The organism is Streptomyces achromogenes subsp. achromogenes (assembly GCF_000720835.1).
GTDB lineage: Bacteria > Actinomycetota > Actinomycetes > Streptomycetales > Streptomycetaceae > Streptomyces > Streptomyces achromogenes.
In genome coordinates this window covers 1-18,033 of the sequence record NZ_JODT01000022.1, presented here as the reverse complement: position 1 = coordinate 18,033, position 18,033 = coordinate 1, and the positions used below count along the sequence as shown (strand labels likewise).

Below are 18,033 nucleotides of genomic sequence, written 5' to 3'. Positions count from 1 at the left end.
CCGCCGACTCGGCCGGAGCCCCCTGCCCGGGGGTCCCCCGACGGGGCGGCTCGTCGCCGGGACGCGGCCCGGTCCCCGCCGCCCGCGCCGACGGTGCGGCAGGCCGGGTGACGGCCCCAGGAGCGATCCGCGAGGCGCTCCCCTCGGCCGTTCCCGCGGACGTACGCGCGGGAGTCGCCGCGTGGCCGGACCCGGCGCCGGGGTGCACCGCGGGCCGCTCGCCCGGTCCCTGGGGTCCGCCGTCGGCAGGCCACGCGTCTCCCCGCGTCGGTCCCCTGCCGCCGGCACGGCCGGCACCGGCCCCCGCGCTCGGCGGCGCGTCGGGGAAGCGGGCGGACGCGGGCGGCGGTGGCGGGCTCACCGGGTCGGGGACCTCGGGTACCGCGACAGGACGCGGGGGGCGTACGACGCGCGGGGTGAAGACCGACGGCTCGTCGTCGGGGTCGTCGGCCGGGCGGGGGGCCGTGGGTGTGGACGGGCGCGGGACCGTACCGGCCGCCCCGGCGTCGGGACGGGCCGTGCCGGCGGCGGGGGGCGGGGCGGAGGGGCGGGGCGGTACGGGGGTGTGCCGCGCTTCCGTGCTCATGCACCCCCCGTTTCCTCGTGCCCAGGGCCGTTTCCTTCGTACGCGGGCCGTCCGCCGTCCGGCCGCGCCCGGAGCGCAGGTTCCTCCCGGGCACGCATACCCGTACGGCCGGACGGGCATCCCGGTTCACCTGGTGCGCCGGGCGCGGTCCGCCGTACGTGCGCGTCACTCTACGGCTTGTCGGGGGCCGGGACGGAACCGGTCCACGGGCCCGGGGCATCTGCCCGGAACGTCCCCCTACCCTGCGGTAATCCTCTCTGGCAGGCTTCCGCCATGACTGCGCCTGCCGCCGCCCGGGCCCGTTACGACCGGGCCACCGCCCATCTCGACGCCCCCCTCGCGATCGTGGACCTGGACGCGTTCGACGCCAACGCGGACGACCTGCTGCGCCGGGCCGGGGGCAAGCCCGTACGGGTCGCCAGCAAGTCGGTGCGCTGCCGGGCCCTGCTGGAGCGGGTCCTGGCCAAGGACGGCTTCCGGGGCGTCATGTCCTTCACCCTGGCCGAGTCGCTGTGGCTGGCCCGGTCGGGGTTCGAGGACGTGCTGCTGGCCTATCCGTCCGCCGACCGGGCGGGCTTCGCCGAGCTGGCCGCCGATCCGAAGCTCGCCGGTGCCGTCACCGTGATGATCGACGATCCGGCGCAGCTGGACCTCGTCGACGCGGCCCGCGACGGCGGGCGCGAAGTGATCCGGGTCTGCCTGGAGTTGGACACCTCGCTGCGGCTGCTGGGCGGCCGGGTGCGGATCGGCGCCCGGCGTTCACCGCTGCGCTCCCCCGCCCAGCTGGCCGAGCTGGCGCGCTCGGTGGTCCGGCGGCCGGGTTTCCGGCTGGTGGGGATCATGGCGTACGAGGGGCATGTCGCCGGGGTCGGGGACGCGGTCGCGGGGCGGCCGCTGCGGTCCCGGGCGATCCGGCTGATGCAGGCCGCCGCCCGGCGGGAGCTGGCCGAGCGGCGGGCCGCGGTCGTCCGTGCGGTGCGGGCCGTCGCCCCGGACCTGGAGTTCGTCAACGGCGGGGGCACCGGCAGCGTGCAGCACACCGCCGCCGAGGACGCGGTGACCGAGATCGCCGCCGGTTCGGGGCTGTACGTGCCGCGCCTGTTCGACAACTACACCTCCTTCACCGGCCGTCCGGCCGCCCTGTTCGCGCAGCCGGTGGTGCGGCGGCCCGGTGTGGGGGTGGTGACCGTGCTCGGCGGCGGCTATCCGGCCTCCGGCGCCGCCGGAGGCGACCGGCTGCCGGTGCCGTATCTGCCCGAGGGGCTGCGGTACGACCCGCAGGAGGGCCCCGGGGAGGTGCAGACCCCGCTGCTCGGCTCGCCCGCCGACGACCTGCTCATCGGCGACAAGGTGTGGTTCCGGCACGCGAAGGCGGGCGAGCTGTGCGAGCGGTTCGAGGCGCTGCACCTGATCGAGGGGGACACGGTGACCGCGACCGTGCCGACCTACCGGGGCGAGGGGCGCACCTTCCTGTGAGGCGTCCTACAGTCCCTACAGGGGTGTGACGTAGGCGCCGGTGAGGCCGCCGTCCACCAGGAAGTCGGTGGCGTTGACGAAGGAGGAGTCGTCGCTGGCCAGGAAGGCGACGGCGGCGGCGATCTCCTCGGCCTCGGCGAACCGGCCGGCGGGGATGTGCACCAGGCGGCGCGCGGCGCGCTCGGGGTCCTTGGCGAACAGCTCTTGGAGCAGCGGGGTGTTGACCGGGCCGGGGCACAGGGCGTTGACCCGGATGCCCTCCCGGGCGAACTGCACGCCGAGTTCGCGGGACATGGCGAGGACCCCGCCCTTGGACGCGGTGTAGGAGATCTGGCTGGTGGCCGCGCCCATCCGGGCCACGAAGGACGCGGTGTTGATGATGGAGCCCTTGCCCTGGCGCCGCATGTAGGGGATGGCGGCCTTGCAGCACAGGTACACGGAGGTGAGGTTGACCTCTTGGACGCGCTTCCAGGCCTCCAGGCCGGTTTCGAGGATGGAGTCGTCGTCGGGCGGGGAGATGCCGGCGTTGTTGAAGGCGATGTCGACGCTGCCGTAGGTGTCGTAGGCCGCCTTGAACAGCGCCTCGACCTGCTCGGGGTCGGTGACGTCGGTCTTGACGAAGAGTCCGCCCACCTCCTCGGCGGCGGCCTTGCCGCGGGTCTCGTCGATGTCCGCGCAGACCACGTGGGCGCCTTCGGAGGCGAGGCGGCGGGCGGTGGCGAGGCCGATGCCGCTGCCGGCTCCGGTCACCACGGCGGTACGGCCGGTCAGGCGGCGGCAGACACTGTTGTCGGTCACTGTGCGGGGCCCTCCGTGCTGATGAAGACGTTCTTGGTGGCGGTGAAGGCGGTCAGGGCGTCGGGGCCGAGTTCGCGGCCGAGGCCGGACTGCTTGAAGCCGCCGAACGGGGTCCAGTAGCGGACGCTGGAGTGGGAGTTCACGGACAGGTTGCCCGCGCGGACGGCCTGGGAGACGCGCAGGGCGCGGCCCACGTCCCGGGTCCAGATGGAGCCGGACAGGCCGTAGGGGGTGTCGTTGGCGAGGCGGACGGCGTCCTGCTCGTCGGTGAAGGGGAGCAGGACGGCCACGGGGCCGAAGATCTCCTCGCGGGCCGCCCGGCTGTCGTGCCGCTCCCCCGTGAGCACGGTCGGCGGGAACCAGAAGCCGGGGCCGTCGGGGGCGCTGCCGCGCAGGGCCGGGGCGTCGTCGGGCACGTAGGACCGTACGCGCTCGCGTTGCCGGGCCGAGATCAGCGGGCCCATCTGGGTCTTCTCGTCGGCCGGGTCGCCGACGACCACGGCGGCCAGCGCGTCGGCGAGCAGGGCCCGGGCCTCGTCCAGCACGCTCTCCTGGACCAGGACGCGGGTGCGGGCGCAGCAGTCCTGGCCGGAGTTGTCGAGGAAGGAGAAGGGGTCGAGGGCGGCGGTGAGGTCGGCGTCGGCGAAGACGACGTTGGGGCTCTTGCCGCCGAGTTCCAGGGTGACCGGTTTGACCAGCCGGGCGCAGCGTTCCATGACCTCGCGGCCGGTGCGGGTGGAACCCGTGAAGACGATCTTGGCGACGTCCGGGTGGTCCACCAGGGCGCGGCCGGTGGTGGTGCCGTAGCCGGGCAGCACCTGGAAGAGGTGTTCGGGCAGGCCGGCCTCCAGGGCGAGGGCGGCGAGGCGGAGCGCGGTGAGCGGGGTGGCCTCGGCGGGCTTGAGGACGACGGCGTTGCCCGCGGCGAGCGCCGGGAAGGAGCCCCAGGCGGCGATCGGCATGGGGAAGTTCCAGGGGGCGATCACGCCGACCACGCCGAGGGGTTCGTGGAAGGTGACGTCCCAGCCGCCGGGTGCCGGGATCTGCCGGCCGAGCAGGCGTTCGGCGCCGCCGGCCGCGTACAGCAGCAGGTCGCGGGCGTTGCCGGCCTCCCAGCGGGCGGTGCCGAGGGTGTGGCCGGCCTCGCGGACCTCCAGTTGGGCGAGTTCCTCGGCGCGGGCGTCGACCACGTCGGCGAAGCGGCGCAGCAGCCGGGCCCGGTCGGCGGGGGCGACGGCGGCCCAGGTCCGCTGGGCGCGTACGGCCCGTGCGACGGCGGCGGCGACGTCCTCCTCGCTCGCGGCGGGGACGGTGGCGACGGTCTCCTCGGTGGCGGGGTTGAGGACGGTCAGCTCGTTCGGGTCGGACACGTGGTGACCTTTCACAGGCGTTCGAAGGAGCGGCGCAGTTCCCAGTCGGTGACCGCGGCGTCGAAGGCGTCCAGTTCGACGCGCGCCATGTTGCGGTAGTGCGCGACCACCTCGTCACCGAAGGCGGCCTTGGCGATCGGGCTGTTCTCCCAGAGTCCGGCGGCCTCCCGCAGGGTGGTCGGGACGTGCTCGAACCCGGCGGTGTAGGCGTTTCCGGGGCAGGGCTCGGGCAGTTCGAGCCGGTGCTCGACGCCGTACAGGCCGGCCGCGATCAGTCCGGCGACGGCGAGGTGGGGGTTGACGTCGCCGCCGGGGAGGCGGTTCTCGAAGCGCAGGGAGCGGCCGTGGCCGACCACGCGCAGGGCGCAGGTGCGGTTGTCGTGGCCCCAGGCGACGGCGGTGGGCGCGAAGGAGCCGGGCTGGAACCGCTTGTAGGAGTTGATGTTGGGGGCGTACAGGAGGCAGAAGTCGCGCAGGGCGGCGAGCTGTCCGGCGAGGAAGTGCCGCATCACGTCGGACATGCCGTCGGGGCCGGCCATCGCGTTGCGGCCGTCGGCGTCGGCGAGGGAGAGGTGGATGTGGCAGGAGTTGCCCTCGCGTTCGTTGTACTTGGCCATGAAGGTGATCGAGACGCCCTCCTGGGCGGCGATCTCCTTGGCGCCGGTCTTGTACAGGGCGTGCTGGTCGCAGGTGCGCAGGGCCTCGGCGTAGCGGAAGGCGATCTCGTGCTGGCCGGGGTTGCACTCGCCCTTGGCGGACTCCACGGTGAGGCCGGCGCCGGCCATGTCGTTGCGCAGCCGGCGCAGCAGGGGTTCGACGCGGCCGGTGCCGAGGATGGAGTAGTCGACGTTGTACTGGTTGGCGGGGGTCAGGCCGCGGTAGCCCGCGTCCCAGGCGGCCTCGTAGCTGTCCTTGAAGACGATGAACTCCAGCTCGGTGCCGACCTGGGCGGTGTAGCCGAGGGCGGCGAGCCGCTCCAGCTGGCGGCGCAGGATCTGGCGGGGCGCGACGGCGACCGGGGTGCCGTCGTTCCAGGCGAGGTCGGCCAGGAGCAGGGCGGTGCCGGGGTGCCAGGGGATACGGCGCAGGGTGGCGGGGTCGGGGCGCATGGCGAAGTCGCCGTAGCCGCGCTCCCAGGAGGACATCGCGTAGCCGTCGACGGTGTTCATCTCGGGGTCGACCGCGAGGAGGTAGTCGCAGCCCTCGGTGCCGTGGTGGAGGACCTCGTCGAGGAAGAAGCGGGCGGCGAACCGCTTGCCCTGGAGCCGCCCTTGCATGTCGGGGAAGGCCAGGACGACGGTGTCGATCTCGCCGCCCGCGACGAGGGCGTGCAGTTCCTCGACGCTGAGCGGGGGTGTGCGGTCTGCCACGGGAGAGCCTCCTTCGGCGCCAACGCGCTTTTCCCGGCCGAGCCGGGAGCCATAAGGTATTGCCGGGAACCATTGGTTGGGAAGGGGGCACGGCGGATGGCGCGGGAGGCGGCCCCGGACACGCCTGAGGACCGGCTGGCCGCGGTGCTGCGGCCGGTGCGGGCGGGCAACGGCTTCGAGGAGGCGCTGCAGCAGATCCTCCAGGTCGTCCGGCTGGGCCTGGTGCCGGACGGCGGACGGCTGCCGGCCGAGCGGGAGCTGGCGGAGCGGCTCGGGATCAGCCGGGTGACGCTGCGCGAGGTGCTGAAGGTGCTCCAGGACCAGGGCCTGGTGCGGGCGCGGCGCGGGCGGTACGGCGGAACGTTCGTGCTGCCGCGTCCGGACGCGGGCGGCGAGGACGAGCTGCGGCGCCGGGTGGCCGGGGTCGACATCGAGGACGTGCTGCGCTTCCGTGAGGTGCTGGAGGTGGGCGCCGCCGGGCTGTGCGCGGCGCACGGGCTGGCCGGGGAGCGCGCGGAGCGGCTGCGCCGGGCGCTGGAGCGCACGCACGAGGTCCCGCTCACGGACTACCGGCGGGCGGACACGCTGCTGCACCTGACGCTGGCCGAGCTGTGCGGCTCGCCGTCGCTGACCGCGCAGTACGCGGCGGTCCGGGCCACGGTGAACGACCTGCTGGACTGCATCCCGCTGCTGGTGCGCAACCTGGAGCACTCCCAGCGGCAGCACACCGCGCTGGTGGAGGCGGTGCTGGAGGGGGACGCGGACGGGGCCCGGGAGATGATGCGCGAGCACTGCGCGGGCACGGCGGCCCTGCTGCGGGGCTTCCTCGCCTGATCCGGCCATGCAAAAGGTTCGCATGGACACCTTTACCGAGGCGCTCTTGAAGCGGGCGCCCTGATCGAGCACGGTGGGACGAGGACCGCCGGGTTCCCGTGGAGGGCTGCATGACGGCACGGCCGCTGATCGGAGTGAGCACGTATCTGGAGTCCGGCGCGCGCTGGGGGGTGTGGGCACTGGAGGCGGTGCTGCTGCCGGCCGCGTATCCACGGCTCGTGCAGCGGGCCGGCGGGGTGGCGCTCCTGCTGCCGCCGGACGCGCCCGAGCGGGCCGCCGCGGCGCTGGCCCCGCTGGACGGGCTGGTGATCGCGGGCGGCCCGGACGTCGACCCGGCCCGGTACGGCGCCGAGCGCTCCCCGCACACCGGACCGCCGGCGCCCGAGCGGGACGCCTGGGAACTCGCGCTGATCGAGGCCGCGCTGGCGGCGGGCGTACCGCTGCTCGGCGTCTGCCGGGGCATGCAGCTGCTGAACGTCGCCCTGGGCGGCACGCTGGTCCAGCACCTGGAGGGGCACGTGGAGACGGTCGGCGTGTTCGGCGGGCACCCGGTGAAGCCGGTACCGGGGACGCTGTACGGCGGGATCGTCCCGGAGGAGGTGACCGTGCCGACGCACCACCACCAGGCGGTGGAGCGGCTCGGCGCCGGACTGGTGCCCTCGGCCTACGCGGCGGACGGCACCGTCGAGGCCGTGGAGCTGCCCGCGGACCGGGGCTGGGTGCTCGGGGTGCAGTGGCACCCCGAGCAGGGCGAGGATCTGCGGGTCATGCGCGCCCTGGTCGCAGCCGCTTCCTGAGCCAGGCCAGGGCGGCGTCGCCCTGGGCGCGCTGGAAGGGGCGCAGGGTGGGCAGGCCGGGCGGGGCCGGTCGCAGCGAGCCGTGCAGGAAGTAGCCGGCGAGGGCGGCCAGCGCCGAAGTCACGGCGGCCGGGTCCGCGTCCCGGCCCACGGGGTGCGCGGTGAACACCTCCTCGGGGTCCGGTCCGCCCTGGGCCCGCACGCACGGCAGCATCACCAGCAGGTCGAACCACGGCGCGGCGCGCAGGGCGTGCGGCCAGTCCACGAACACGACGCCCGCGCCGTCCGTGAGCAGGATGTTGTCCGCGCGCAGGTCGCCGTGGGCCAGGGTGTCCCCGGACGCGCCCTCGGCCCACCCGGCCTCCAGCGCGGCGAGTTCCGGCAGCCGGCCGGCGGTCCACTCGCCGAGCCGGTCCCGTACGTCCCCGGCCTCGCCGCCGGCCAGCCGGCGCCAGCCGGAGAAGGCGTCGGCCAGGTCCTCGGCGACGGGCGGGGCGCCGACCTCCGGGGCGTCGGTGCGGGCGAGGACGGCCACGGCGTCGAGCACCCGGCGCAGTTCCGCCGGCCGCCAGGGCACGTGCGGCTGGCGGCCCTCCACCTCCTCGAAGACCAGCGCCACCCAGGTGCCGTCGTCGTAGGAGCCGAGCAGCCGGGGCGCGGGCACGCCGGCCGGCAGCGCGGCGGCGTGCCGGGCCTCCTTGCGGTGCAGGCCGGGGCTGTGCGGATTGGCCTCGGCGCTCACCGCCTTGACGAAGCCGGTGCGGCCGGCGGCGGTGCGGACCCGGGCCGCGACGCCCGGGGAGAAGCCGCCGGCCTGGGTCACGGCGCGTACGACCGGAGCGCCCAGCACGTCGCCGACGGCGTCGCGGACGGCGGCCGGGAGGGACTCCCAGGGGGCGCGGACGCCGGTGGCGGGTGGGGCGGTGAGGGTCATGCGCAGCAATGGTGTCGGGGGCCGGGGGGTTCGGCCACCTCTTTTTGGGGGCGGGGTGGGTTGGGCGCGGGGGCGCGTCGTGGGGGCTGTCGATGTTCGCCGGGTGCGGGTCGTTCTTGGCTGAGCGCGCCGTTCCCCGCGCCCCTTCGGCGGCTCATGCCCGGGTGAGGGACAGGAGTTCCCTTGCCGGGCCTGTGGGGCGGTGGCCGGTGGGCCAGACCGCGCGGAGGGCTCGGCGCAGGGGGACGCCCTCCACGGGGATGCTGACCAGGCGGCGCAGGGACAGCTCCTCGCCCACCGCCAGTTCGCTGAGGACGGAGGGACCCGCGCCGCTGACCGCGGAGGCCTTGACCGCCGTGGTCGAGGACAGCTCGATCAGGGGGCGGGCCAGACCGCCGAGCGCCGCGTCCAGGACCTGGCGGGTGCCGGAACCGCGCTCACGGAGGATGAGCGGGGTGGAGGCCAGCTCCTCCGCCGTCAGGGGCCGCCGGCGCCGGGCCCACGGGTGGCCGGGCGCGGTGACGACGATCAGCCGGTCATGGGCGATGACCGTGGAGTCCAGGCCGGTCGGCACGTCCAGGCCCTCCACGAAACCGAGGTCCGCCTCCCCGGCCAGCAGCAGCTCCGCGACCTTCGCCGAGTTGCCCGCGAGCAGCGAGACGGCCGTGTCGGGCCGCTCGGCGTGCAGCGCCAGCAGCCAGCCGGGCAGCAGGTACTCGGCGATGGTCATGCTGGCCGCGACCCGGAGCCGGGAGTCGCGCCGGTCCCGCAGCGCCCGCGCGCCCGCGTCGAAGGCGGCCGCCGCCTCCACCACCCGGCGGGCCCAGTCCGTGACCAGGGCGCCCGCGTTGGTGAGCCGGGAGCCGCGCGGGGAGCGGTCGACGAGGGCCACCCCCAGCTGCCGTTCCATGGAGCGCAGCCGGCTGCTCGCGGCCGGCTGGGTGATGCCGACCTCGCGGGCCGCCGCGCCCAGGCTGCCCAGCCGCGCCACCGCGAGCAGCAGCTCCAGCGCGGCCAGGTCCGGCACCCGGTGCGCCAGAGATTCCGTGCGTTCCCGCTGTCCCTCGGCCCTGCTCATAAGACCAGCTTATGCCCTCATAGACAGGAACTCCCTGGTCAGGGGGAAATCCCTGGGACATCGTGGGCGCATGATCACCGCAGCACCGTCCCGTACGTCACCGGTCAGACACCTCGGCCCCAACTGGTACGCCTCCGTGATGGGCACCGCCGTCGTCGGCTCCGCCGGTGTCGCGCTGCCCGCGCCGGCGAACGGGCCGCACGCCGTCTTCGCCGCCGTCTGGGTGCTGTCGCTGCTGCTGCTCGTGGCCCTGCTGGCCGCCCGCGCCGTGCACTGGGCCCGCCACCGCGACCAGGCCCGCGCCCATCTCCTCGATCCGGCCATGGCTCCCTTCCACGCCTGCCTGGCGATGGCGCTGCTGTCGGTGGGCGGCGGCGCCCTGACGGCCGGCCGGGACCTGATCGGCACCCGCGCGGCCGTCGCCCTGGACACCGTGCTGTACACCACCGGTACGGCGGCCGGGCTCGGGGCCGCCGTCGCCGTGCCGTACCTGATGGCCGTACGGCACCGGGTCGAGCCCGGCCAGGCCAGCCCGGTGTGGCTGCTGCCGCTGGTCGCGCCCATGGTGTCGGCCGCGTGCGGCCCGGCGCTGGTGCCGCATCTGCCGCCGGGGCAGCCCCAGGAGACCCTGTTGCTGGCGTGCCTCGCGCTGTTCGGCGTGAGCCTGCTGGCCGTGCTGCTGATGCTGCCGCTGGTGTTCGCCCGGCTGCTCACCGCCGGGCCGCTGCCGCTCGCGCTCACCCCGACCCTGTTCCTGGTGCTCGGCCCGCTCGGGCAGTCCGCCACCGCCACGGGGGTGATCGCGGACGCCGCGCCCGGGGTCGTACCGGCGCCCTACGACCGTGGCCTCGCGGTCTTCGCCGTGCTGTACGGCGTGCCCGTGATGGGGTTCGCGCTGCTCTGGCTGGCGCTGGCGACCGCGCACGTGGTGCGGGCCCGGCGGCACGGGATGGGGTTCGCGCTGACCTGGTGGGCGTTCACCTTCCCGGTGGGCACCTGTGTCACCGGCGCGGCCGGCCTGGCCCGGCACACCGGCCTGGCGGTGTACGAGGCGCTGGCCGTGGGGTTGTACGTCGTCCTGGTGGCGGCCTGGTTCGCGGCGGCCCTCGGCACCCTGCGCGGCCTGCTCAGCGGCGAGCTGCTCGCAGGGCCTCGGCCAGTATCCGTGGTGCTCGCGTCAGGGACGGCCCGTACCACGTCAGGTGCCGTCCGCTGACCAGGGCGCAGGGCAGGCCCGGGAAGGCCTCGGGGCCGTCGTCGGCGGTGAAGCGGTAGGGCTCGTCGGGCAGGACGACCAGGTCCGGGGCCGCCGCGCGCAGCTCGGTCACCGGGACGCGCGGATAGCGGTCGGGGTGGCCGGCGTAGCGGTGGTCCACGCCGAGGCGGGCGAGGACGTCCCCCGCGAAGGTGTCCCGGCCGAGGACCATCCAGGGCCGGCGCCAGACGGGTACCACCGCCGTCGTACGCTCCACCGGCTCGGGCAGCGCCGCCCAGGTCTGCTGCGCCGCGTCCAGCCAGCCGGGCCGGCCCGGGGCGCCGCACGCGGTGAGCACCCGGTCCAGCTCGGTGAAGGCCTGCGGCACGCTCCGTACCTCGGTGACCAGCACCTCGATGCCGGCCGCGCGCAGGGTATCGAGGTCGGCGGCGCGGTTCTCCTCCTCGTTGGCGATCACCAGGTCCGGGGCGAGGGAGACGATCCGGTCCAGGCGGGGGTTCTTCGTGCCGCCGATCCGGGGGACGTCCAGGCCCGCCGGGTGGGTGCACCAGTCGGTGGCGCCCGCGAGGACACCGGGCCGTGTCACCGCGACGGCCTCGGTCAGGGACGGGACCAGGGAGACCACCCGCGTCACGGCAGCGTCCTCCGCCCGCGTCAGCGGGTCTTGTTCTGGACGGCCTCGATGTGCTCGGCGACCGCCACCACGATGATCCGGGTGTCCGGGACCGTGGCCCGCCAGCGGTGCCGGACACCACCGGTCAGATACAGGGTGTCGCCCCGGCCGAGGCGGTAGGCGCGGCCCTCCGCCTCGATCTCCACCGCGCCGTCGGCGACGTACATCAGCTCGTCGTTGCGGTGCTGGAGCTCGCGGCCGGCGTCGTGGTCGCCGGTGAACTCGGAGGCGTGCAGCTGGTGGTGGCCGCGCACCAGGGCACGGGTGCGCGGGTCGAAGTCGCCCTCGGCGACCGGCTCGGCGCGCACCACGTCCACGCTGGCCGCCGGATCGGCGGCGGCGAGGAGTTCGACGGCCGTGGTGCGCAGCGCGTCGGCCAGCTTCTCCAGGGAGGTGCTGCTGGGGCGGGCCCGGTCGTTCTCCACCTGGCTGAGGAAGGGCACCGACAGGCCGCTGCGCTCGGCCACGACGGCGAGGGTCAGTTCCAGCGCCCGGCGGCGCCGCCGGACGGCCGCGCCCACCCGCACGGGCTGCTGCTCTTTGTGGTCGCCCATCGCTCCGGCTCCCTCCCTCACTCGTCGTACCGCTGTCCGGGTGCCCCTTACGGGGCGCCTCTCTTCTGATGACTTCTCTGCACCCTACGCATGTTCGGCAAACCGTTTCACGTGCCTGTCACATCCCCGACATCTCCCTGATCCCCCACCCTCACTGTTCGCGCCAGTATCCCGGGTAACGACGGGCCCCGGAGCCGGTGCTCCGGGCGGATGAAGACACGGACCGGCGGGGCCCGGCCCGGGGCCCGGGCCAGAGGTCGTCACACCCGGTGATTGGCCTGAAGTGTGTCGTGTCCGGAACAGCCCGCGGGGCGGGCGGCACCGGACGCGGCTGCGCGTCCGGCGGCACCCGCCCCTCGACAGGCGGTCCGGGCCGGTCAGGTCACCCGGCCGCCTCGCTGTGGGGGCCGTCCTTGGCGACGGAGGCCCACTTGTCCACCAGGCCGGGGTGGTCGCGCAGCCAGTCGCGGACGGCGTCCTGCTCCTTGCCCTTGCCGGCCTTCTGGATCCGGGCCTCCAGGCCGGTCAGCTGCTCCTCGGTCATCGAGAAGTCCTTCAGCCACCGGCCGACCAGCGGGTTGTCGGCGGTGAAGCCCTTGCGGGCCAGGGTGTGCACGCCGTCGCCCTTGCCCCAGGCGCCCTCGGGGTCCTCGAGCTTCTTCAGGTCGTAGTCGCTGTACGCCCAGTGCGGCGACCACAGGGTGACGAGGACCGGCTGGTGCCGGGCGTAGGCGCGCTTGAGCTCGGCGAGCATGGCCGGGGTGGAGCCGTCGACGACGTCGTAGGTGCCTTCGAGGCGGTACTTCTTCAGCACCGTGCTCTTCAGCAGGCTCATCATGCCCGCGCTGGGCTCGATGCCGATGATCTTCCCGTCGAACTCGGAGGCGTGCTCCTTCAGGTCCGCCAGGGAGTTCACGTCCTTCACATAGGAGGGCACGGACAGCTCCAGGGACGTGGGGCCGTACCACTTGCCGAGGTCGTCCAGTTGCCCGCCGTACTTCTTCCAGTACTCGGCGTGGGTGGTGGGCAGCCAGGAGTCGGTCTGGAAGTCGAGCTGGCCGGTGGCCAGACCGGTGTAGAGCGGACCGGCCGTGTACTGGGTGGTGCTCACCTTGAAGCCGCGCTCCCGGAGGATCTCCTTCCACAGGAAGGTGGAGGCGATGCCCTCATCCCAGGGGATGTAGCCGATCCGGATCTCCTGGCCCTTGCCGACGTCCGTGCCGGAGGCCTCGGAGGTGCCCGCCGAGGGGCCGAAGACGCCGAGTCCGCCCGCGACGAGGGCGAGGACGACCACACCGGCCAGGGCGACGGCCGGACGCGGACGGTACGACCACGCGCGCGTGCGCGTCTTCGCGGCGGCCCTGCGGCCCAGCGGGGAGAGCTGGGTGCCGAGCGCGCCGGTGACCCGGTCCAGGTAGATGGCGAGGACGACGATGCCGACGCCCGCCTCGAAGCCGTAGCCGATGTCGAGCTGGCCGATGGCCTCGTTGACGGCGCCGCCGAGGCCGCCGGTGCCGACCATGCCGGCGATGACGACCATGGACAGGCCCAGCATGATCACCTGGTTGACGCCGGCCATGATGGTCGGCAGGGCGAGCGGCAGCTGCACCCGCCACAGGATGTCGCGCGGGGTCGTGCCGAACGCCTCGGCGGCCTCGACCAGTTCGGCGTCGACCTGGCGGATGCCCAGCTCGGTCATGCGGACGCCGGGGGCCAGCGCGAAGATCAGGGTGGCGACCACACCGGCGGCGGTGCCCAGCCCGAAGAAGAGCATGGCCGGGATCAGCAGCACCATCGAGGGCATGGTCTGGAGCAGGTCCAGGACCGGCCGTACGGCGGCGCTGACCGTCTTGGAGCGGGCGGCCCAGATGCCCAGCGGGAGGGAGATCACCAGGGCGATCACCGTCGCCACCAGGACCAGGGCGAGGGTGGACATGGCCCGGTCCCACAGGTCGAGCGAGTCGACCAGGGCGAATCCGGCGAAGGCGAGGACGCCGGCGAGCAGTCCGCGCAGCCACCAGGCGACGACGGCGAGGATGCCGGCCATCAGCAGCGGCTGCGGGGCGGCGAGCACGGTGTCGATGCCGTCGTACATGCCCTCCATGACCGCCTTGACGGCGTCGAACAGCCAGGAGAGGTGGGCGACCAGCCAGTCCACGCCGGAGTCGACCCAGTCGCCGAGGGGGATCCTAGGCATGGCTGATCACCTTCCCCTCGGGGTTGTCGCAGGCCACGGGGGCGGCCGTCTCGTCGCCGAGGAAGCCGAGCAGGCGCCGCCGCGGCACCACCCCGACGACCCGGCCCGCCTCGTCCAGCACCGAGACCCGGTGGGACAGCCGGGCGCCGATCGCGCACAGCCGCGTGAACGGCGTCTCGGGGGTCGCGGTCTCGCAGCCGCACAGCGGCGCGTCGGCGGTGACCGAGGTGTCCATGAGCGCGCCCGCCGTCAGCACCCGGGAGCGGTCCACGTCCTGGATGAAGGAGGCCACGTAGTCGTTCTCGGGGCGCAGCAGGATGTCCTCGGCGGTGCCGGTCTGCACGATGCGGCCGTCCCGCATGACGGCGACGCGGTCACCGAGCCGCATGGCCTCGTTGAGGTCGTGGGTGATGAAGACGATCGTCTTCTTCAGGGTCTTCTGAAGCTGAAGCAGCTGGTCCTGCATGTCGCGGCGGATCAGCGGGTCCAGGGCGCTGAAGGACTCGTCCATCAGCAGCAGGTCCGCGTCGGTGGCGAGGGCGCGGGCCAGGCCGACGCGCTGCTGCATGCCGCCGGACAGCTCGTCGGGCCAGGAGGTCTCCCAGCCGGCCAGGCCGCACAGGGCGAGCGCCTCGTCGGCGCGGCGCTCGCGCTCGGCGCGGGGCACGCCCTGCACTTCCAGGCCGTAGGCGGCGTTGTCGCGGACACTGCGGTGCGGGAAGAGCGCGAAGTGCTGGAAGACCATGCTGATCTTCCTGGAGCGCAGTGCGCGCAGCTCCCGGTCGCCGAGCGCGGTCAGGTCCTGCCCGTCGAAGCGCACGCTGCCCGCGGTCGGCTCCAGCAGCCCGTTGAGCATGCGCAGCAGGGTGGACTTGCCGGAGCCCGACAGTCCCATCACGACGAAGATCTCGCCGGCCTCGACGCGGAAGGAGGCGTCGATCACGGCGGCCGTCGCGCCGTCCGCGCGCAGCTCCGCCCGGTCGGCGCCGCGCCGCAGCCGCTCCACCGCGTCGTCGGGTCGTCTTCCGAACACCTTGAACAGATGCTCTGCCTCAAGCCTGGGTGACACGCGCACCTCTCGTTTCCGGGGACAGGACAGAGGCCGCGCCTCCCCAGGTCAAGCCGGGGCAAACGCACAAGTGGCCGGGTTCACGGCGGTGCGCGTCACGCAACGCGTTCCCGGTCCGCGGGGTGCTGTCGGTGCCGTGCGGCATGATGCGTGCGTGACCGGACGACTCATGCTTCTCGACACCGCCTCGCTGTACTTCCGTGCCTACTTCGGCGTCCCGGACTCGGTGCGCGCACCGGACGGCACGCCCGTCAACGCGGTGCGCGGGCTGCTGGACTTCATCGACCGGCTGGTCAAGGACCACCGGCCGGACCACCTGGTGGCCTGCATGGACGCCGACTGGCGCCCGCGGTGGCGGGTGGACCTCATCCCCACCTACAAGGCGCACCGGGTCGCCGAGGAGCACACCGGCGCGCCGGACGCGGAAGAGGTGCCGGACACCCTGGCCCCGCAGGTGCCGGTGATCGAGGAGGTGCTGGACGCGATCGGCATCGCGCGCGTGGGCGTGGCGGAGTACGAGGCGGACGACGTGATCGGCACGTTCACCGCGCGGGCCCGGGGCCCGGTCGACATCGTCACCGGCGACCGCGATCTGTACCAGCTGGTGGACGACGAGCGCGGGGTCCGGGTGCTGTATCCGCTCAAGGGTGTCGGCACGCTCCAGGTGACCGACGAGGCGGTGCTGCGCGAGAAGTATGGCGTCGACGGGCGCGGGTACGCGGACCTGGCGCTGCTGCGCGGCGACCCCAGCGACGGTCTGCCGGGCGTGGCCGGGATCGGCGAGAAGACGGCCGCCAAGCTGCTCGCCGAGTTCGGCGACCTGGCCGGGATCATGGCGGCGGTCGACGATCCGGGGGCGAAGCTGACGCCGTCGCAGCGCAAGCGGCTGACCGAGGCCCGGCCGTATCTGGCGGTGGCGCCGAAGGTGGTGCGGGTGGCCGGTGACGTGCCGCTGCCGGAGGTCGGCACGGCCCTGCCGGACGCCCCGCGCGATCCGGCGGCGCTGGCAGAGCTGGCGCGGCGGTGGGGGCTGGGCGGCTCGCTGGACCGCCTGCTGACCACGCTGACGAGCTGAGCCCGGACAGAGGGGCCGCGGGGCCGCGGGGACGGAGGGGAGCGAGAGAACGGAGGGACCGAGGGGGCCGGCCGGGCGGGGCCGAACGAAAGATTCCGGCAAAAGACTCGCATCGGCGCCCACGGGAGGGGTGTTGACACGACCGAGGTGTTAACTTAGGTAAACCTAACCAACCCCGCCAGGAGGCCGTCATGGCAGAGCGCCCGGGACGAAAGCCGCGCAAGCCCCATACCGCCCAGGTCGTGCGTACCGAACGGCTGACCCCGCACATGCAGCGCGTGGTGCTCGGCGGCACGGGTCTCGCCGGATTCGCCGCGGACAGCTGCACCGACCACTACGTCAAACTGCTCTTCGGCGCCGAGGGCGTGAGCTACCCGGAGCCGTTCGACCTGGAGCGGATCCGCGCCGAGTTCCCGCGCGAGCAGTGGCCGGTGACCCGGACGTACACCGTGCGCGACTGGGACGCGGAGCGGGGCGAGCTGACGCTGGACTTCGTCATCCACGGCGACGAGGGCCTGGCGGGGCCATGGGCCGCCCGCGTGCGGCCCGGTGAGACCGTGCGCTTCATGGGCCCGGGCGGCGCGTACGCACCCGACCCGGAGGCCGACTGGCACCTGCTCGCCGGCGACGAGAGCGCGCTGCCCGCGATCGCCCGCGCCCTGGAGACGCTCCCCGCCGGCGCCCGCGCACACGCCTTCATCGAGGTCTCCGGCCCCGAGGAGGAGCAGAAGATCGACACCGGGGTACGGGTCGTCTGGCTGCACCGCGGCGAGCGGCCGGTGGGCGAGGCCCTGCTGGAGGCCGTGCGCGGGCTGGAGTTCCCGCAGGGCCGGGTCCACGCCTTCGTGCACGGCGAGGCGGGCGTCGTCAAGGAACTGCGCCGGCTGCTGCGCATCGAGCACCAGATCCCGCGCGAGGACCTGTCGATCTCCGGCTACTGGCGCCTCGGCCACAACGAGGACGGCTGGCAGGCCTCCAAGCGCGAGTGGAACGCCCGGGTGGAGGCCGAGCAGGAGGGCGACACCACGACGGCGGCGGCGTGAGCGGGCGGGAACCCGCCTCATCGGCCGGGCCGGGCAGCGCCTGAACCGGCCGGGCCGGGGCGAGCCCGAGCGAGCCGGGGCCTGAGCGAGCCGCCGGCTGGACAGCCGGGCGACGGACGGCGGCACCGACCACGAGGAGCCGCCGCTTTCCCGGCACCCGCGTCCGCACCGGCTCTCCACAGGCCCACGACGAGGGACCACCGCCTGGCCGGCCGCGTACCGGCGGGGCCGGGTGCCCCGGGTACGCGTCTCACGCCCCCGGTCATTCCCGTCTCCCCGGGCTCAATCCCCCCGCACCCGCGCGTGGAAGTGCATGTCGTGCCAGCCGTCCTGGTGCAGGAGGGCGCTGCGCTTCGTGCCCTCCAGGGCGAAACCGGCCTTGGCGGCGACCCGGCAGGACGCCTCGTTGGCGGTGGCGTGGAAGAGTTCGAGGCGGTGGAAGCCGATCTCCTCGAAGGCCCAGTGGGACAGGGCGGCGGCGGCCCGGGCGGCGACACCCTGCCCCCGCGCCCGCGCCACCGTCCAGTACGCCACCTCGGCCACGCCGCTCCCGAGCAGTATCTGCCGCAGCGCGACCCGGCCCCGCAGTTCGTCCGTCCGCTCGTCGACGACGGCCCACTGGGCCTCGTTCTCCCCCGCCCACGACGCCTGCCACCGCGCGATCCAGCCGGCGGCCTCCTCCTCGGAGTGGCAGGCCCTCATGTGCCACTGGTGCAGCGCCGGGTCCTGGAAGGCGGCGTGCACGGCGGGCGCGTCCTCGGTCCGCCAGGGGCGCAGGAGCAGGCCGCCGGCGGCGGGAAGGGTGGGCTGCGGACCGCCGGCCAGGGCACCGGCGGTCAGGACCGGCTTGACGAGAAAGGGCATGATCCACATCCTGCCGGGTCCACACCCGCGACCACACCCTTTTTCACCCACCCCGGGTGACCCCGCCCCCACTCCCTTGACGCCGCCCCGCCCCCGCCC

The 18,033-nt window shown here is 74.4% G+C and carries 16 protein-coding genes; 6 read left to right on the top strand and 10 right to left on the bottom strand.

Translation table 11 applies throughout. From position 1 onward, the window contains the following. Positions 1–859: 859 nt before the first annotated feature. Positions 860–2,062, top strand: coding sequence for an amino acid deaminase/aldolase (locus IH25_RS0122825; RefSeq protein ID WP_030613545.1), 1,203 nt, complete (start codon positions 860–862; stop codon positions 2,060–2,062). Positions 2,063–2,077: 15 nt separating this feature from the next. Here IH25_RS0122825 and IH25_RS0122820 read toward each other — a convergent pair whose 3' ends face one another. From IH25_RS0122820 to IH25_RS0122810, 3 genes are read right to left on the bottom strand one after another with little or no spacing between them, the layout of a single operon-like run. Continuing rightward, on the bottom strand, positions 2,078–2,860 hold the full coding sequence (locus IH25_RS0122820; protein ID WP_030613542.1) for a 3-oxoacyl-ACP reductase: 783 nt from the start codon (positions 2,858–2,860) through the stop codon (positions 2,078–2,080). Next, on the bottom strand, positions 2,857–4,230 hold the full coding sequence (locus IH25_RS0122815) for an aldehyde dehydrogenase family protein (RefSeq protein ID WP_030613538.1): 1,374 nt from the start codon (positions 4,228–4,230) through the stop codon (positions 2,857–2,859). The genes IH25_RS0122820 and IH25_RS0122815 overlap by 4 nt, the downstream gene beginning before the upstream one ends. 11 nt (positions 4,231–4,241) lie before the next feature. Continuing rightward, positions 4,242–5,600 (bottom strand): glutamine synthetase family protein, encoded by a 1,359-nt coding sequence (locus tag IH25_RS0122810; RefSeq protein ID WP_030613535.1) that lies wholly within the window; start codon positions 5,598–5,600, stop codon positions 4,242–4,244. 96 nt (positions 5,601–5,696) lie between these two features. Here IH25_RS0122810 and IH25_RS0122805 point away from each other — a divergent pair, with 96 nt between their 5' ends. Both IH25_RS0122805 and IH25_RS0122800 read left to right on the top strand, forming a co-directional pair. Continuing rightward, on the top strand, positions 5,697–6,434 hold the full coding sequence (locus IH25_RS0122805) for a FadR/GntR family transcriptional regulator (protein WP_030613533.1): 738 nt from the start codon (positions 5,697–5,699) through the stop codon (positions 6,432–6,434). 110 nt (positions 6,435–6,544) lie between these two features. Continuing rightward, complete coding sequence (locus IH25_RS0122800) at positions 6,545–7,231, top strand: gamma-glutamyl-gamma-aminobutyrate hydrolase family protein (RefSeq protein ID WP_030613530.1); 687 nt, start codon at positions 6,545–6,547, stop codon at positions 7,229–7,231. On the opposite strand, the gene IH25_RS0122795 is transcribed toward IH25_RS0122800, so the two are convergent. After that, entirely contained in the window at positions 7,200–8,165 is a 966-nt protein-coding gene (locus IH25_RS0122795; RefSeq protein WP_030613527.1) for a phosphotransferase family protein, read from the bottom strand. The genes IH25_RS0122800 and IH25_RS0122795 overlap by 32 nt on opposite strands. A 154-nt stretch (positions 8,166–8,319) precedes the next feature. Further along, positions 8,320–9,243 carry a LysR family transcriptional regulator gene (locus IH25_RS0122790; RefSeq protein WP_030613524.1) on the bottom strand — a complete coding sequence of 308 codons (924 nt, stop codon included), beginning with the start codon at positions 9,241–9,243 and terminating at the stop codon, positions 8,320–8,322. Positions 9,244–9,313: 70 nt separating this feature from the next. Here IH25_RS0122790 and IH25_RS0122785 point away from each other — a divergent pair, with 70 nt between their 5' ends. Continuing rightward, positions 9,314–10,459, top strand: a complete 1,146-nt coding sequence (locus IH25_RS0122785) for a TDT family transporter (RefSeq protein WP_030613521.1) — start codon at positions 9,314–9,316, stop codon at positions 10,457–10,459. On the opposite strand, the gene IH25_RS0122780 is transcribed toward IH25_RS0122785, so the two are convergent. The 4 genes from IH25_RS0122780 to IH25_RS0122765 form a co-directional block, all read right to left on the bottom strand. Beyond that, positions 10,371–11,093: a helical backbone metal receptor gene (locus tag IH25_RS0122780; protein WP_030613518.1), complete on the bottom strand. Its 723-nt coding sequence runs from the start codon at positions 11,091–11,093 to the stop codon at positions 10,371–10,373. The two genes, IH25_RS0122785 and IH25_RS0122780, sit on opposite strands and share 89 nt — an antisense overlap. 20 nt (positions 11,094–11,113) lie before the next feature. Next, positions 11,114–11,686: a helix-turn-helix domain-containing protein gene (locus IH25_RS0122775; protein ID WP_030613515.1), complete on the bottom strand. Its 573-nt coding sequence runs from the start codon at positions 11,684–11,686 to the stop codon at positions 11,114–11,116. 382 nt (positions 11,687–12,068) lie between these two features. Next, entirely contained in the window at positions 12,069–13,883 is a 1,815-nt protein-coding gene (locus tag IH25_RS0122770) for an ABC transporter permease/substrate binding protein (protein ID WP_030613512.1), read from the bottom strand. Continuing rightward, positions 13,876–14,952 carry a quaternary amine ABC transporter ATP-binding protein gene (locus tag IH25_RS0122765; RefSeq protein WP_030613509.1) on the bottom strand — a complete coding sequence of 359 codons (1,077 nt, stop codon included), beginning with the start codon at positions 14,950–14,952 and terminating at the stop codon, positions 13,876–13,878. The genes IH25_RS0122770 and IH25_RS0122765 overlap by 8 nt, the downstream gene beginning before the upstream one ends. Before the next feature lie 154 nt (positions 14,953–15,106). On the opposite strand from IH25_RS0122765, the gene IH25_RS0122760 reads away from it, so the two are divergent. Continuing rightward, a complete protein-coding gene (locus IH25_RS0122760; protein WP_037655454.1) occupies positions 15,107–16,027 on the top strand; it encodes a 5'-3' exonuclease in 921 nt (306 codons plus the stop codon). A 191-nt stretch (positions 16,028–16,218) separates the two neighbouring features. Continuing rightward, positions 16,219–17,070: a siderophore-interacting protein gene (locus tag IH25_RS0122755; protein WP_030613504.1), complete on the top strand. Its 852-nt coding sequence runs from the start codon at positions 16,219–16,221 to the stop codon at positions 17,068–17,070. Between the two features lie 282 nt (positions 17,071–17,352). On the opposite strand, the gene IH25_RS0122750 is transcribed toward IH25_RS0122755, so the two are convergent. Beyond that, on the bottom strand, positions 17,353–17,934 hold the full coding sequence (locus IH25_RS0122750; protein ID WP_030613500.1) for a GNAT family N-acetyltransferase: 582 nt from the start codon (positions 17,932–17,934) through the stop codon (positions 17,353–17,355). Between the last annotated feature and the right edge of the window lie 99 nt (positions 17,935–18,033).